The organism is Neptunicoccus cionae, from assembly GCF_002860325.1.
Classification (GTDB): Bacteria; Pseudomonadota; Alphaproteobacteria; order Rhodobacterales; family Rhodobacteraceae; genus Amylibacter; species Amylibacter lutimaris.
Window position 1 is genome coordinate 240,757 of the sequence record NZ_PKOJ01000005.1, and the last position, 13,928, is coordinate 254,684.

Consider the following 13,928-nt stretch of genomic DNA (forward strand, 5'->3'; position numbering starts at 1 on the left):
GGGCCAGCCCGAACCCAGATGAAGCAAGGAGGCAACCGGTGGCAAAATATATCTTCTGGCGAATACTGCAAATGATCCCCATCCTACTGGGCATCACGCTGATTGTCTTCCTGCTGGTCCGTGTTTCCGGTGATCCGGTGCTACTAATGCTGGGTGAGGAAGCCACTGCTGAACAGATCGAGGCCCTGACAAAGAGCCTTGGCCTCGATCGACCCCTTTACGTCCAGTATCTTTCCTATCTGGGCGACGTCCTTCAAGGCGACTTGGGCATGTCCCTGCGTTATGTGAACCAGCCTGCGCTTGAGATTGTCATGGAGCGCCTGCCCGCTACGTTGACACTTGCCAGCACTGCCCTGTTGATCGCTATACTTATCTCGATCCCTGCAGGCATCATTGCTTCCGTAAACAGGCACGGATTACCCGATTATCTGGCCTCGTTCCTGTCCGTTTTCGGTCAGGCTATCCCCAACTTCTGGCTCGGGATCATGCTGATCCTGATCTTTGGTGTTACCTTGCAATGGCTTCCTGTTTCCGGATGGGACAACCCGTGGTCGGTGCTGCTGCCCGCTTTCACACTGGGGGCCAGTCTATCGGCGGTACTGACGCGAATTCTAAGGTCTTCCCTGCTGGACGTGATGGGGCAGGACTTTATCCGCACAGCCCATGCCAAAGGGGTCTCGCCGGTACATGTGATCTTCGGACATGCGCTGCGCAACGCCGCATTGCCCTATATCACGCTCATTGGACTGGAGGCCTCATCGCTTATGGCAGGGGCGGTTGTTGTCGAACAGGTCTTTGCATGGCCGGGCATCGGGCTTCTGGCAGTGCAGGCCATCGGCTCGCGGGACATGGCAGTTGTCCAGACCATCGTCCTGTTCGCTGCAGTCATCGTCATGAGCATCAATCTGATCGTCGATGTGCTTTACAGCTTTATTGATCCGCGGATTCAACATGGCTGATGTCACTCCCACAACGTTATTGGAAGAGGATCGCCTCAATATGCGTAACTGGCCTCGGATTAATCCGCTTGCAGGTGCCGGGATGGTTGTTCTCCTGACCATCGCACTGGTCGCAATATTTTCACCGCTGGTTGCCCCATATGATCCGGGTATGCCCGATCTGCGGGCTCGCCTGTCCCCTCCGGCCTGGACCGCTGAAGGGTCATGGGCCCACATTCTGGGCACCGATCATCTGGGCAGGGATATTCTGTCCCGCCTGATATTCGGTTCACGCATCGCCCTGACCGTTGGTTTCGGCGGGGTCTGTATCGCCGGCACAATCGGCGTCTTTGTCGGCCTTGTCAGCGGATACTTCGGCGGCAAAACCGACGCCTTCCTGATGGCTGTTGTAAATACCCTTCTGGCGATCCCGAACATCCTGCTTTACCTCACCGTGCTGGCAGTATTCAGCCAGAGTATCATTCTGCTGATTGTCGTGATCGGCTGCATCAACTGGACGGCCTTCGCCCGTGTGGTCCGAAGCGAAGTGATGAGCCTGCGCAGCCGTGCTTTCATCGAAAACAGCACAATCATCGGGCAGCGCGTTCCTGTCATGCTCTTCCGGCATATGCTGCCGAACGTGTTTGGGTCGGTCATCGTAATTGCAACGTTGAATGTTGCTACGATCATTATTCTGGAAGCTGCTTTGTCCTTTCTGGGGTTCGGCGTTCAGGCGCCTACAGTCACATGGGGCGGGATGCTGGCAGATGGTCGGGATTACGTGGCAACAGCTTGGTGGCTGGCCTGCTTTCCCGGCGTAACGATCACCCTACTCACACTTTCGCTGATTTTTATCGGTGACTGGCTACGAGATGTCCTTGATCCAAGGAGCAACGGATGAACCAGATCCTTCAAGACACCAAACCGATTGACGGGACAGGCACCGGAACAGCCGTGCTGCAGGTCAGCGATCTGAAGGTGTCCCTGCGCCTGAACCGCCATCGTAAAATTGATATTCTTCACGGAATCGACTTCACGGTAAATCAGGGCGAGACGCTCGCACTGGTTGGCGGAAGCGGGTCGGGCAAAAGTGTTTCGTCTCTCGCAATCATGCAGCTTCTTCCCGAAGGCACAGACATTACCGGTTCTGTCAGGCTGGACGGACAGGAGCTGCTAAATCTTGATACGAAGCGAATGCGCCAGTTGCGCGGTTCGCGGATTGCCATGATATTTCAAGAGCCGATGACATCCCTGAATCCGGTCCATACAGTCGGCCGCCAGATTTCAGAAGTGTTGCGGATTCACGGCGGGATAACCGCCAGTGCAGCCCGGACCGAAACCATCAGGCTGCTTGACCGTGTACATATTCCGGCGGCAAGTTCGCGGTTCGACGATTATCCGCACAATATGTCCGGCGGCATGCGCCAAAGAGCCATGATCGCAATGGCTCTTGCGGGCAAACCCCGTGTCCTGATTGCAGATGAACCCACAACGGCGCTGGACGTAACAACGCAGGCCCAGATACTGCGCCTTGTTCGGGAACTCCAAGACGATGAAGGCATGGGTGTTCTCTTTATCACGCACGATATGGGGGTTGTGGCAGAGGTGGCTGACAGTGTGGCAGTGATGCGCGATGGGCGCATCCTTGAAACCGGCACGACACCGGAACTGTTTGCGCATCCCGCCGACCCTTATACGCGCCAGCTTCTGAACGCCGTGCCACGGCTCGGGTCCATGGCCAACGAGCCTGCCCCGCTGCCCTTCCCCGATGAAACTGGTCATGTAGAGAGACCCGCCGTGGTGGAGAGCCCATCCGAGGCTCCGGTTCTTGAGGTGCGTAACCTTGTTACGCGGTTTGACAAACGCGCGGGCCTGCTGGGACGCGTTCAACAGCGGGTCCACGCTGTTGAGGATGTCAGTTTTTCCCTGAATCCGGGCGAAACGCTTTCGATTGTCGGAGAGTCAGGCAGTGGCAAGTCTACAACCGCCCGATCCATCCTGCGGCTCAACGAACCTACAAGCGGCAACATCCTGCTTCAGGGCACGGATATTTCTGCAATGCCGAAATCCCGATTGCGCACCATGCGGCGGGGCATGCAGATGATCTTTCAGGATCCTTACGAAAGTCTTGATCCCCGTGTCCGGATCGGGGAAACGATCATGGAACCGATGCTGACACAAGGCACCCATAACCGAAGCGAAGCCAGAGTCAGAACAGACGAGCTTCTTGAACTCGTTGGCTTGTCTGCGGGCATGAAAAACCGCTTTCCACACGAATTCTCCGGTGGTCAGCGTCAGCGCGTCAGTATCGCCCGTGCGCTGGCACTTGAACCCGCTGTGCTGGTTGCAGATGAGGCTGTGTCTGCCCTTGATGTAGCGATTAAGGGGCAGATCGTTAATCTTCTGCTGGACCTTCAGGCGCGGTTGGGAATTGCGATCCTGTTTATCAGCCATGACATGTCTGTCGTCGAACGGGTCAGCCACCGCGTTGCGGTCATGTTGTCAGGCCGTATTGTAGAGATCGGACCCCGCGCAAGTATCTTTGAGAACCCGAGCCACCCTTACACGCGCAAGCTGCTTGCTGCTGTACCTATCCCAGATCCCGCACTCAGAGGCACCCGCGCCATACCGGAAGAAGAAATCCGCAAAACGCCGTTGTATCCAATAGATCATATAGCGCCGCCGTCCAGATACACCCCTGTCGGGCCGGAGCACTTCATACTGGATGAAAGCTGACTGACGGGTTGCCGGTTGCGCAGGGCACAAATGGCAACCCGCCGTGGCCGGATCGAATCCTGACATGTACAGGACAACCAGCACAAAGGTTGCCCTGCCCCGCCGGCTTCAGGTATTTGGTCGCACGCGGGCGGCGGTTTTGTTTGCAAAGGCTTCCAGACGCTCCCGCGCGGCGGGCTGTGTGTTGACGACCCCGCCCACGAAAGCCTCAGCATAGGCCGCATCCATGCCCGACATATTGTTTATATGGCTCACCGCAGAGCAAATTGCGAAGTTTGTGAGCGGCAGGTTCTGCGCGACCTTTTCGGCCAGTTCCATCGCTTTGGTAAGGCTGTCGCCTTTGGTGGTGATGTATTGCGCCAACCCCAGATCAACAGCCTCCTGTCCTTGATAGACACGGCCCGTCAAAACCATATCGATCATCCGGTATTTGCCGATCATGTCAGACACACGAATGGTCGCCCCACCGCCCGTAAAAATTCCGCGCTGGCCTTCAGGCAGGGCAAAATATGTTGTGGAGTCGATCACCCTCACATGTGCCCCGCTGGCGAGTTCCAGACCGCCCCCAACGACCGCACCTTTCAGGGCAGCAATAATCGGAACCCCGCCATATTCCATCTTGTTGAAGGCTTCATGCCAGCGCAGGCAAACGTGCATGAACTCATCTGCGCTGCGGTCAGCTTTCCAATGCTCGACCAGATCAAGGCCCGCACAGAAATGCTCCCCTTCTCCGGTCAGAACCACAGCTTTTACACCAGCCCTGCGGGCGCCACCGAAAAAGCGGATCAGTTCCTCGATCGTGGCTTCATCCAGCGCATTCCGTTTGGAGGGCCGGTTCAGAGAAACCACAAAGAGACCATGGTCCCGTTCCGAAATAGCAAGGTTTTCATATGTGTCAGCGTTAACGACATCGTTCATCGGGCTGGTCCTTTCGGGAATTTTTTCTTAATCGCCGCGAGCAACGGCAATTTTGCTTTCGCGACATCCTAGCCTTCGCAAAATTGCATAACAGCTCATAAACTGCCAAATTATTATCCGATCACGCCAAACTGCATCGACGACAGTACCGGTTATGCCGTGGGCTTACGACAGAATGAAAAATACCTTTCGCACGTCGCTGAGGTTCTCCCACGTCCCGTTGAAACCGGCGGCCACAACAAAACTGTCCCCCGCACCGAAGGTTCGGGAGTTGCCGTCCGCATCGGTCAGGCGCACTTGGCCCGTCAGGATATGGCACATCTCGTCATAATCGCAGTTGCAGCGTTCCTTATGGGGGCCGGCCTCCCAGATACCGGAGATCGCGCCTTTCCCGGGGCTTTCAAAATGCCGCCAACTGCGGCTTTCATAAGGGGTGTCCACCACTGCGGGATCGTCGACAACCGAAATCTTCGGGGTAGACAGCGCATCGTCAAAGCCGATCACATGTTGTGGATTTTTCATGTTGTACCTCATTTCAAGAACCAAATCCGATCCGGAGCCTGTCGAGCGTGCGTAACACCAGGGAACGTTCTCCGGTTTCGTCCTCTCGTGCCAGATCCGCCTGCGCCCGTTTCACCATCCAATGGCGGAGCGGTTCCGGCGGAAATGGCACCGGTGTGCTGCGCAGCATCTTTAATCGGGTCCGCTCTGTGTCGCGCCCCGCCAATAGATCCAGCATGGTAAGGGCGCCGAACCGCGTGGCCGACACACCCTGCCCCGTGAACCCCATCGCATAGGCCATACGCCCCTGCATCGCAGTACCGGCAAAGGCGGTCAGCCGTGCGGAGGTGTCGATGATACCACCCCAGCGGTGGGTGAATCCGATGCCTTCAAGCGCTGGGAAGGCGTCAAAGAAATTCTGCTCCAGCCGGCGGTAGGTTTCGCTGCGCTCTGTCAGGTTCGGGTCTCTGTTGCTGCCATAGTAATAGACCGCATCATAGCCGCCCCACAGAATGCGATTGTCCTGTGTCTTGCGGAAATAGTGGAACTGGTTGCCGCTGTCGGCAATGCCGTAACGGTCCTGCCAGCCGATTGCTGCAAGCTGCGCGTCGCTGAGCGGCTCGCTCATCAATGAGTAATCCCAGATCGGCAGGATCGCAGGCCGCAACCGACGCAGCAGTGGCACGGCGGCATTGGTAGCAAGGATCACCTTTTGCGCTTTGACCACCGCCTGCGCGGTTGTCAGAACGATGCTGTCGTTGCGGTTCGTAAGCGCTGTGACCTGTGTGTCTTCGTAAATCTCCACACCGCGCGCAACGCAAGCTTTGGCCAGCCCGTCCACCAGTCGGGCCGGATTAACCAGCGCGTAGTTCGGCTCATACAGACCTGCCTGATAGCGCGGCGTGTTGAAACGGGCGTCCAGCGCTGCGCCTTCCAGAAAAGTCGTCTCGATCCCGAAACGGGCGTAGGTTTGTTGCATCGCGCGCAGCCCGTCCACTTGCCACGGGGTTGCGGCAACGTTCAATTTGCCGCTGCGCTCAAATCCGCCGTCGATAGCGTAGGTCTGCAAGTCCTGTTCCAGCCCGTCGAGGTTTTCCCGACCGAGCCGAACCAGAGTTTCGGCCTCTTGTGGCCAGCGTGCGACCGCGTTTGAAACCCCGTGAGAGATGCTCGGTGCGCAGAAGCCCCCGTTCCGCCCGCTGGCGGCATTGCCGATGCACCCGCCCTCCAGCAGGACGATACTGGCATCCGGAAACTGCTCGCGTGCTTTTAGGGCGGACCAGAGGCCGCTGAACCCGCCGCCGACGATGGCAAGGTCGCAGGTGGCATCCTGTTTCAACGACACTGCCCTGAAGGGCGTTGAAACAGTCCCGATCCAGAACGGATCGGGACTGGCGCTCTCATACCGGAAGCGGGTGCTCATGGCATTGTCTCCGTCAAACGTGCTTGCGACCGCCCGCGTCCAGAAACCAGTCATCATCATAGGGATACCACCAGTCATGGCGCACGGGTTTATGGTCCATAATCACCATCTTCGTGCGCCGGAAGGTATCAAGCCCCATGCGCCCCAGCTCCCGCCCGATGCCGGAGTTCTTCCAGCCGCCAAAGGGCAGCGCATCATTGTCGATCATCGGGTTGTTGATCCAGACCATCCCCGCCTCCAGCTTTTCATAGGCGTCATGGGCCTCGGCCAGATCGGTGGTGAAAACCGACGCGCCCAAGCCGAATTCACTATCATTCGCCATTTCAATGGCGGATTCGAAATCCGGCACGCGCATAATGCTGACGACAGGGCCGAAGACCTCTTGGTGCAGGATGTCCATTTCAGGGGTGCAATTGGTCAGGATGGTAGGTTCATAGAACCAGCCGGTGTCCTGATCCGCCGGAACCCGCCCGCCAATCTCTACCTTTGCCCCTTTTGCCACGGCGTCCTTTACCAAACGGGCAACCTTGTCTCTTGCGGCCTCGCTCACCAGAGGGCCGATTTCAGACCGCGCCAAGCCGTTGCCAATGCGCAAACGTTCGGTTTCCGCCTTGAATGCGGCGACAAAGGCATCATGCACGGCGTCCACCACATACATCCGCTCGGTTGAAGTGCAGACCTGTCCGGACATATGAAACGCCCCCGTCACGGCACCTGCGGCGGCAATTTCGATCGGGGCATGGGCAGAGATGATCATCGGGTCTGATCCTCCGGCCTCTATTACGGCGGGTTTCAGGCGCCGCGCCGCTGCTTCGGCCACCGCCTGCCCTGCCTTGACCGATCCGGTAAAGGCCACTGCATGGGTTTTGGGGCTGTCGACCAAGGCACGCCCAGTCCCTGCATCGCCGGGCACACAGGCGATCAGGTCTTGGGGCATGTCGCTGAACACTTTCATGAATTCCAGCGTAGAGAGGGTTGTCGCCTCGGCCGGTTTGATCACCGCCCCGTTGCCCGCCGCCAGCGATGCGGCAACCGTCCAGCACATCAGCAGGATCGGAAAGTTGAACGGCATGATATGTGCCGACACCCCCAAAGGTTCGTATCGCGCGAACTGGAGAGAACCGATTTGCGTTGTGCCTGCCACTTTTCCCGCCTCGTCACGGGCCATTTCCGCGTAATAACGAAAGATTGGTGCGCAATTGGCGACCTCTCCTATGGCTTCGGGATAGGGTTTGCCCATCTCGCGGCTCATCAGGATGGCGCAATCGGTCATGTCATGGGATTCAATCCGGTTGGCAAGTTGATGCAAACGTGCGGCACGGGTCTTGGCATCGGTCTGCGCCCAGAGCTTTTGCGCCGCATTCACGCGGTCTAACACGCTTACCAGTTCCGGTCCCGAGACAACCGCCCGCTGCCCGACCTGTTCCAGCGTTGCAGGGTCAGTCACATCGCAGGTCTCTCCCGCCGCGGCATGAAAGTCGGGGGTAAGAAAATAGCAGGGTTTGGTCACATCAGACATGGCGGGACTTCTTTTCAAGGGTTGAGACGGGTGGGGAGTGTCGCGGCTACACTGCGCCAGTCGCCAAGGGTTTGGTCGAGCAAAGTTTCGATTTCGGTCAGCTTGGCAGCCGTAAGCGCGGTCTGGAACTGCGCCAGAACGCGGCGCAGGAATTGCAGGTAGCGGGGCTTGGCATCGCGCTGGCAGAGCCGCACAAAAACGCCCAGAATGCGGGCGTGCCGCTGCGCGCCCAGCAGGTGATAGCGCCGCCGGATCGCATCCCCGCCGCCCAGAAATTCCGGTGCGCTGGCGATATACCGCTTGAGCATTTTGTCTTCCAGTCCGGCCCGAAGATCGCGTCTGGCGTCCTGCAGCAGCGAAACCAGATCATATTCGCAAGGCCCGATCAAAGCGTCCTGAAAATCCAGCAACCCGCAACGGGCAATACCGCTACGCCCCGCAAGCAGCATCAAGTTGTCCACATGGAAATCCCGCAGCACAAGCGTGTGCCTGTGCTCTGCAAGAGGTGCCAGTGTGACCCGCCACAGATTGCGCCACTTTGAGCGGAACGCGGCCACCTTTAAATCCGGTAGGACAGCGGGGGCGAACCAGTCCGTAAACAGGTCCAGTTCATTCAGAAAAACATCGGGATCATAATCCGGCTGGTCCACCTGTGCGGCGCGGATGTCATGGTGCAGGTGCAACAGCGCATCCACTGCCAGTTCGTAAAGCGCGGTTTCGTCCTGTCCCTGTGCCAGCGGATTGGAATAGGTACCGTCGCGAAAATCCTCGATCAGCGCCACGCCCTGCTCCTGCGCTGCTGCAATCACACGCGGGGCAGACAGGCCAAGGCCGTTCAGATGCGCTGACAGCCGCAGGTAGGCGGCAAAACCCGCCGGATCGGCGGGATCTTCCATCAGGATCAGACCCTGCCCTTCCAGCCGGAAATACCGGCGCGGTGAAGCGTCCGAGGCAAAAGCCGTCAGATGCGCCCCGCCCTGCCCCTGTGCCGCCAGAAGTGCCGCAGAGGCCGGAAGGATCGGAACCGCTGATCGCACGGGCTGGTTCATCGGATCATATAGACCTTTTTGATGGTCTCATGAACGGTGCAGACACCTTTCCAGTCCTTGGGGAAGAAGGCTGCGGTGTCGGGAGTGACTTCGATCACATCGCCGGATTCATGCACATAGGTGCAGCGCCCCTCCAGAAAGTGGCAGAATTCGTCGCTGGTGACGTGGCATTCCCACTTGCCGGGGGTGCAGATCCACAGGCCGCATTCGCTCTGCCCGTCCGGACCCTTGTGCAGAACCTTTCCCGACACATGGCTTTCGCCCTCGATCATCGTCGGGATGGTGCCCCAATCCGCCAGATCGCTCACGTCCAGCGGGTTTTTCATTACCGGTGCTTTCAACGGTCTATCCTTTCAAACAAGCATGTAGATATTGCGCAGGGTTTCGGTGATTTCGGCGGTGCCTTCCCAACCGGCGGGAAACAGGACACAGGTGCCCGGCCCCGCCTCGATCACCTCGTCGCTGTCCTTGCGCCGGTAGGTAACGCGCCCTGCAACAAAGTGGCAGAATTCGTCGCGCGGCACCGAAATTTTCCACGTGCCGGGGCTGCAGACCCAGATGCCGGTTTCCGGCGAATTGTCCGGCCCCTTGTGCAAAAGCCGACCCGTAGAATGGGACTGTCCGTCAATCATGTCGGGCTGTGGCCCCCAGTCTAGCAGGTCGTCATAGGTTGTCGCCCCGTGGATATGGGGGGCTGAGGATTTGAGATTTGCCACTGTCAATCCTCAACCAGACCGACAAGCAGCTTGGCCGCTTTTTCCTGACCGTTCTGCGATTGCATATGCGCCGAGGTCTTTTGCAGCCGAGCGGCAATGTCTTTGTCGTTCAGACAGGCCTCGATCTTATCGATCATCTCGGCGTCGGTCCAGTCATAGCGGTCAGAGCGGAAGCCGTGGCCGGTTTCTTCAACCCGCATAGCGTTGTCATGGCCGTCCCAGACATAAGGCATGATGATCGCGGGTTTTCCGAAATAAAGGCACTCGGTAAAGGAATTGTTGCCGCCGTGATGGATCACCGCATCGACCTGCGGGATGACCGAAGGTTGGGGGAACCAGCTGCCTATAACGATATTATCCGGAATGTCGGAATATTCGCTTTCGTAATCCCCCACATTCACCAAAGCGCGATAGCGGGTGGTGGCCAGCAGGTCGATGATCCGTTTCAACAAATCCGTATCCCCCGCGCCGAGAGAGCCGAAAGACACATAGAGCAGCGGGCCGTCGTTATTCTTTTTGAACGTCGGGATTTCGTAATCCTTGTCCTGCCGCACGCAACCCTCAAGATACTGGAAACGCTTTGGGTCAAGCGGTTCGGCCCGTTCGTATTTCACCTGCTCGGGGTACAGCAGCAGGTTCAGATAGGGGGATGCCTCAAAGAACTCGCCGGTTTCATAGGGCGCCTCATTGGCGGTTTTCAGGAATTCGTTAAAATCGTCGTGGATCGGTTTGATGACCTCATGAAACTTGTCGCGAAATGCTGCGTGGCCTGCTTTGTCATTGACGGACATGCCAGACAGATGGGGCGGGATCAGTTCGTCTTCGATCTCGTTTTCGGAACAGGAAATGATGCGCACCCAAGGCACACCGAACTGTTTGATGGCGGGAAACAGGATCACGTTATCCACTGCAATCACATCCGGTTTAATTTTCGCAAGGATGCCCGGCAGGTCCTTTTCGGCCCATTTTGCACTGTCCACGATCGCTTCCCAGCATTCCTTTACATAATTGTCGAGCTGGTCGATCGGGGCCTTGCGAAAGTTCGGGATATGGCTGTTGATGAAATCCTCCCAGAACTTTGCCATCTGTTCGGGGGGCATGGGTTCGCTCAGGTTTACCGGATAGGCTTCGAATCCGTAATCCTTATACACATCGACAAAGCCCGGATCGGACAGAAAGACAGCCTTATGGCCCATCCGCTCTACCGCTTGGGCGATACCGACCGAATTAAGTGCAGGGCCAAAGGCGGCCTCGGGGAAAAAAGCAAAGGTTTTCTGGGTCATATCTTGTCTCCTTGTTGTAAATCTGCGCCGCCTCCCGCGGCGCGCGAATGTGTTCAGACGGCAAAAACGCGGGTGTCTTTGGCCGCCCAATGCACTGTCAGACTGTCCCCAACGCCAATCGGCGCCTGTTCCGCAACATCGGCGGTCAGGCGGATCAGGACGGGATCGGGGGATGCGGGCGTGTTCAGGTGAACCTGCAAATCCAGCCCGTGATAGGCGATGGCGCTGACGGTTCCGGATATCGAATTATCCCTGTCGTTGCCGCCTATGTGCAACCGTTCGGGGCGCACCGCAGCAACGCCGCGCGCGGCGCTTTCTAACGGGGTGTTCGCGGTTATCGTGCTGCCGTCCTGCGCCCGCAGGACACCGTTTTCTTGCGTCACCGGAAAGAAATTCATCACCCCGATGAAATCCGCGGCAAAGCGGCTTTCGGGGTGTTCGTAGATCTCTTGCGGTGTCCCTGACTGCAACAATCGGCCGTCCTTCAGGATCGCCACACGATCCGCCATAACCAGCGCTTCTTCCTGATCGTGGGTGACGATAATAAAGGTGATGCCGAATTCGTTTTGGATGCGTTTCAGCTCCAGTTGCATCTCGCCCCGCAGCTTTTTGTCGAGCGCACCAAGCGGTTCATCCAGCAACAACAGACGGGGCCGTTTGACCAGTGCCCGCGCCAGAGCAACCCGCTGCCTCTGCCCGCCTGACAGTTGATCCGGCTTGCGGTTTGCCAGATGGGACAGCTGGATCACCTCTAGAATCTCGTCCACACGGGACCGGATTTCCGCCTTGGGCAGTTTTTCCATCTCAAGCCCGTAGGCGATATTGCGGGCCACACTCATGTTCGGGAACAGGGCGTAGGACTGGAACATCAGGTTCACGGGGCGGTGGTTTGGTGGCACCTGACTGACATCCTTGCCGTCAAGAATGATCTCGCCATCGTCAGGCAGTTCGAACCCCGCTAGCATCCGCAGAAGTGTTGTCTTGCCGCTGCCCGAGGCCCCGAGAAGGGCAAAAAACTCGTTCTCGTGAATATCAAGGTCGATCCCGTCGATTGCCTTAACAGAGCCGAAGTTCTTCCGGACATTGCGTATTGTGAGCAAGGGCTGGGTCATTGTCCCGGAAGGCCTCCACGGTTCAGGCGCTGGGACAGGGCAAGAATGACAACAGAGAGCGTCATTACAATGGCCGCGAGCGCATTAATTTCTGGGGTGACGCCAAAACGGATCATGGCAAAGATCTGCATCGGCAGTGTGATGGAATCCCGTCCGGCACCGGCGGTGAAAAAGGCGATGATAAATTCGTCCAGTGACAGGGTAAACGCCAGCAGCGCACCGGCAATTACCGCAGGCATCATCACCGGCAGCACAACCCGCCACAGCGTCACAACCATCGGCGCACCCAGATCGGTAGAGGCTTCGACAACGGACCAGTCAAAGGTTTTCAGACGCGCCCGCACCACCGAACAGACAAAAGCAAGGTTAAAGACCACATGGCTCAGGATCACGGTATGCAGGCCCAATGTGACGTTCAGCAGGGAAAAGAAGCTTAGCAGCGCGATGGCCAGAACGATATCGGGAATGATCATCGGCGCAAAGATGATGGTTTCAAGAAAGCGGCCCTTGCGCCGGCGGATTTCAACCCCGACCGCCAGCAACGTCCCGAGGATCGTGGCAAGAATGGTGGAAATCACCGCAACGACCAGCGTGTTCAGCGCCGCCCCCATGATGTCACTGTTGCGAAACAGCGCGCCATACCATTTCACCGAAAATCCGGTCCATGCGGTGGGCAGGCCGCCTTCGTTGAAGGACAGTGCAAACAGCACCGAAATCGGGATGTAGAGGAATGCAAAGACCGCAGAAAGGACCATCAGCATCAGGCGGGGATTTGCAACACTGCGCATGTTATTCCTCCCGCCCTGCGCCCGAGGCCCGCTCGCTTGCGTAGGTTTGCAAGGTCAAAAGCCCCATCATGATTGCAATCAGGAACATCGACAGGGCGGCACCAAAGGGCCAGTCGTTCGCCGTCAGGAACTGGGCATAGACAAGATTGCCGATCATCTGGAACTGCCCGCCGCCCAGCAAGGCAGGGGTCACAAAGTTCCCGATGGACAGGACGAACACAAAGACAAACCCCGTCGCGATGCCCGGAACCGTCATCGGCAGGATCACGCGGCGGAAGGTGGTCCAGCCGTTGCCGCCCAGATCACGGGAGGCTTCCGCAATTTCAGGGTTCAACCGTGACAGCGGCGCATAACAGGCCAGAATTACGAAGGGCAGATAGTTATAGACCAGCCCGATCACCACCGCCGTTTCGGTGTAAAGCATCTTGGGCAGTTCCCCGTCATAGCCAAGCCACTGGGCCGCGCCCGCGATCAGGCCCTCGCGGTTCAGCATGACGATCCACGCATAGGTGCGCACCAGATAATTCGACCAGAAGGGCAGTACCGCAAAAAACAGCAGCATGGCCTGCCGGTTGGCCGGAGCTGCGGCAATCGCAAAGGCGGCAGCGTAACCGATCACGACCGCAATTGTGGCGGACAGCCCTGCGATGAAGGCCGATTTTAGAAAGATATTCGCGTAAAGCGGATCAAACACCAGCGCAATGTTTTCCAGCGTAAACGTGTAATCGATACCCCCGTAAATCCCGCGCTGAAAAAAGGCGAGCGCGAGGATCATCAGACAGGGTACGACCATAAAGGCCGTCAGCCACGCCAGCGCGGGCGTCATCAGGTAAAGAGGTTTGCGGTCGATCATCCGGCGGGCCTGTATTTGAGGGGCGATGCGCCAATGCATGGCCCCTCCGTTAAAACTCTGCCTGCGGTCCGGCGCCGAAACGCCGCACCGTT

At 57.8% G+C, this 13,928-nt stretch carries 14 protein-coding genes; 3 read left to right on the forward strand and 11 right to left on the reverse strand.

All coding sequences use genetic code 11. The annotated features are described in order from the left end of the window. Positions 1-38 precede the first annotated feature (38 nt). The 3 genes from C0U40_RS13625 to C0U40_RS13635 are packed head-to-tail and all read left to right on the forward strand — an operon-like array spanning position 39 to position 3,674. Positions 39-959, forward strand: a complete 921-nt coding sequence (locus C0U40_RS13625; RefSeq protein WP_101656343.1) for an ABC transporter permease — start codon at positions 39-41, stop codon at positions 957-959. 40 nt (positions 960-999) lie between these two features. Then, entirely contained in the window at positions 1,000-1,839 is an 840-nt protein-coding gene (locus C0U40_RS13630) for an ABC transporter permease (protein WP_219619798.1), read from the forward strand. Next, positions 1,836-3,674 carry an ABC transporter ATP-binding protein gene (locus C0U40_RS13635; RefSeq protein ID WP_101656345.1) on the forward strand — a complete coding sequence of 613 codons (1,839 nt, stop codon included), beginning with the start codon at positions 1,836-1,838 and terminating at the stop codon, positions 3,672-3,674. Before C0U40_RS13630 ends, C0U40_RS13635 begins: the two co-directional genes overlap by 4 nt. A gap of 108 nt (positions 3,675-3,782) precedes the next feature. Here C0U40_RS13635 and dmdD read toward each other — a convergent pair whose 3' ends face one another. The 11 genes from dmdD to C0U40_RS13690 all read right to left on the reverse strand — a co-directional run bounded on the left by dmdD (position 3,783) and on the right by C0U40_RS13690 (position 13,875). Then, positions 3,783-4,592 carry a methylthioacryloyl-CoA hydratase gene (dmdD, locus tag C0U40_RS13640; protein ID WP_101656346.1) on the reverse strand — a complete coding sequence of 270 codons (810 nt, stop codon included), beginning with the start codon at positions 4,590-4,592 and terminating at the stop codon, positions 3,783-3,785. A 165-nt stretch (positions 4,593-4,757) separates the two neighbouring features. Next, on the reverse strand, positions 4,758-5,114 hold the full coding sequence (locus C0U40_RS13645) for a cupin domain-containing protein (protein ID WP_101656427.1): 357 nt from the start codon (positions 5,112-5,114) through the stop codon (positions 4,758-4,760). Between the two features lie 13 nt (positions 5,115-5,127). After that, positions 5,128-6,516: an NAD(P)/FAD-dependent oxidoreductase gene (locus tag C0U40_RS13650; protein ID WP_101656347.1), complete on the reverse strand. Its 1,389-nt coding sequence runs from the start codon at positions 6,514-6,516 to the stop codon at positions 5,128-5,130. Positions 6,517-6,529: 13 nt separating this feature from the next. Next, positions 6,530-8,035 (reverse strand): aldehyde dehydrogenase family protein, encoded by a 1,506-nt coding sequence (locus tag C0U40_RS13655; RefSeq protein WP_101656348.1) that lies wholly within the window; start codon positions 8,033-8,035, stop codon positions 6,530-6,532. 14 nt (positions 8,036-8,049) lie between these two features. Next, positions 8,050-9,084, reverse strand: coding sequence for an aminoglycoside phosphotransferase family protein (locus tag C0U40_RS13660; RefSeq protein WP_101656349.1), 1,035 nt, complete (start codon positions 9,082-9,084; stop codon positions 8,050-8,052). Then, on the reverse strand, positions 9,081-9,410 hold the full coding sequence (locus C0U40_RS13665) for a cupin domain-containing protein (protein WP_180957707.1): 330 nt from the start codon (positions 9,408-9,410) through the stop codon (positions 9,081-9,083). Before C0U40_RS13665 ends, C0U40_RS13660 begins: the two co-directional genes overlap by 4 nt. A gap of 27 nt (positions 9,411-9,437) precedes the next feature. Continuing rightward, the gene (locus C0U40_RS13670; RefSeq protein ID WP_101656351.1) at positions 9,438-9,800 is read right to left on the reverse strand and encodes a cupin domain-containing protein; all 363 of its coding nucleotides are present in this window, start codon (positions 9,798-9,800) and stop codon (positions 9,438-9,440) included. Positions 9,801-9,802: 2 nt separating this feature from the next. Further along, the gene (locus tag C0U40_RS13675; protein ID WP_101656352.1) at positions 9,803-11,083 is read right to left on the reverse strand and encodes a nucleotide disphospho-sugar-binding domain-containing protein; all 1,281 of its coding nucleotides are present in this window, start codon (positions 11,081-11,083) and stop codon (positions 9,803-9,805) included. 53 nt (positions 11,084-11,136) lie between these two features. After that, complete coding sequence (locus C0U40_RS13680; protein WP_101656353.1) at positions 11,137-12,195, reverse strand: ABC transporter ATP-binding protein; 1,059 nt, start codon at positions 12,193-12,195, stop codon at positions 11,137-11,139. Beyond that, on the reverse strand, positions 12,192-12,983 hold the full coding sequence (locus C0U40_RS13685) for an ABC transporter permease (RefSeq protein WP_101656354.1): 792 nt from the start codon (positions 12,981-12,983) through the stop codon (positions 12,192-12,194). Before C0U40_RS13685 ends, C0U40_RS13680 begins: the two co-directional genes overlap by 4 nt. 1 nt (position 12,984) lies before the next feature. Next, positions 12,985-13,875, reverse strand: coding sequence for an ABC transporter permease (locus C0U40_RS13690; protein WP_286134979.1), 891 nt, complete (start codon positions 13,873-13,875; stop codon positions 12,985-12,987). Positions 13,876-13,928: the final 53 nt, after the last annotated feature.

Bases quoted from the DNA above. Each gene is read 5' to 3' on its own strand.
- C0U40_RS13630 (WP_219619798.1), top strand. From the start codon at position 1,000: ATGCGTAACTGGCCTCGGATTAATCCGCTTGCAGGTGCCGGGATGGTT.
- C0U40_RS13635 (WP_101656345.1), top strand. From the start codon at position 1,836: ATGAACCAGATCCTTCAAGACACCAAACCGATTGACGGGACAGGCACC.
- dmdD (WP_101656346.1), bottom strand. From the start codon at position 4,592: ATGAACGATGTCGTTAACGCTGACACATATGAAAACCTTGCTATTTCG.
- C0U40_RS13645 (WP_101656427.1), bottom strand. From the start codon at position 5,114: ATGAAAAATCCACAACATGTGATCGGCTTTGACGATGCGCTGTCTACC.
- C0U40_RS13650 (WP_101656347.1), bottom strand. From the start codon at position 6,516: ATGAGCACCCGCTTCCGGTATGAGAGCGCCAGTCCCGATCCGTTCTGG.
- C0U40_RS13655 (WP_101656348.1), bottom strand. From the start codon at position 8,035: ATGTCTGATGTGACCAAACCCTGCTATTTTCTTACCCCCGACTTTCAT.
- C0U40_RS13660 (WP_101656349.1), bottom strand. From the start codon at position 9,084: ATGAACCAGCCCGTGCGATCAGCGGTTCCGATCCTTCCGGCCTCTGCG.
- C0U40_RS13665 (WP_180957707.1), bottom strand. From the start codon at position 9,410: ATGAAAAACCCGCTGGACGTGAGCGATCTGGCGGATTGGGGCACCATC.
- C0U40_RS13675 (WP_101656352.1), bottom strand. From the start codon at position 11,083: ATGACCCAGAAAACCTTTGCTTTTTTCCCCGAGGCCGCCTTTGGCCCT.
- C0U40_RS13680 (WP_101656353.1), bottom strand. From the start codon at position 12,195: ATGACCCAGCCCTTGCTCACAATACGCAATGTCCGGAAGAACTTCGGC.
- C0U40_RS13685 (WP_101656354.1), bottom strand. From the start codon at position 12,983: ATGCGCAGTGTTGCAAATCCCCGCCTGATGCTGATGGTCCTTTCTGCG.
- C0U40_RS13690 (WP_286134979.1), bottom strand. From the start codon at position 13,875: ATGCATTGGCGCATCGCCCCTCAAATACAGGCCCGCCGGATGATCGAC.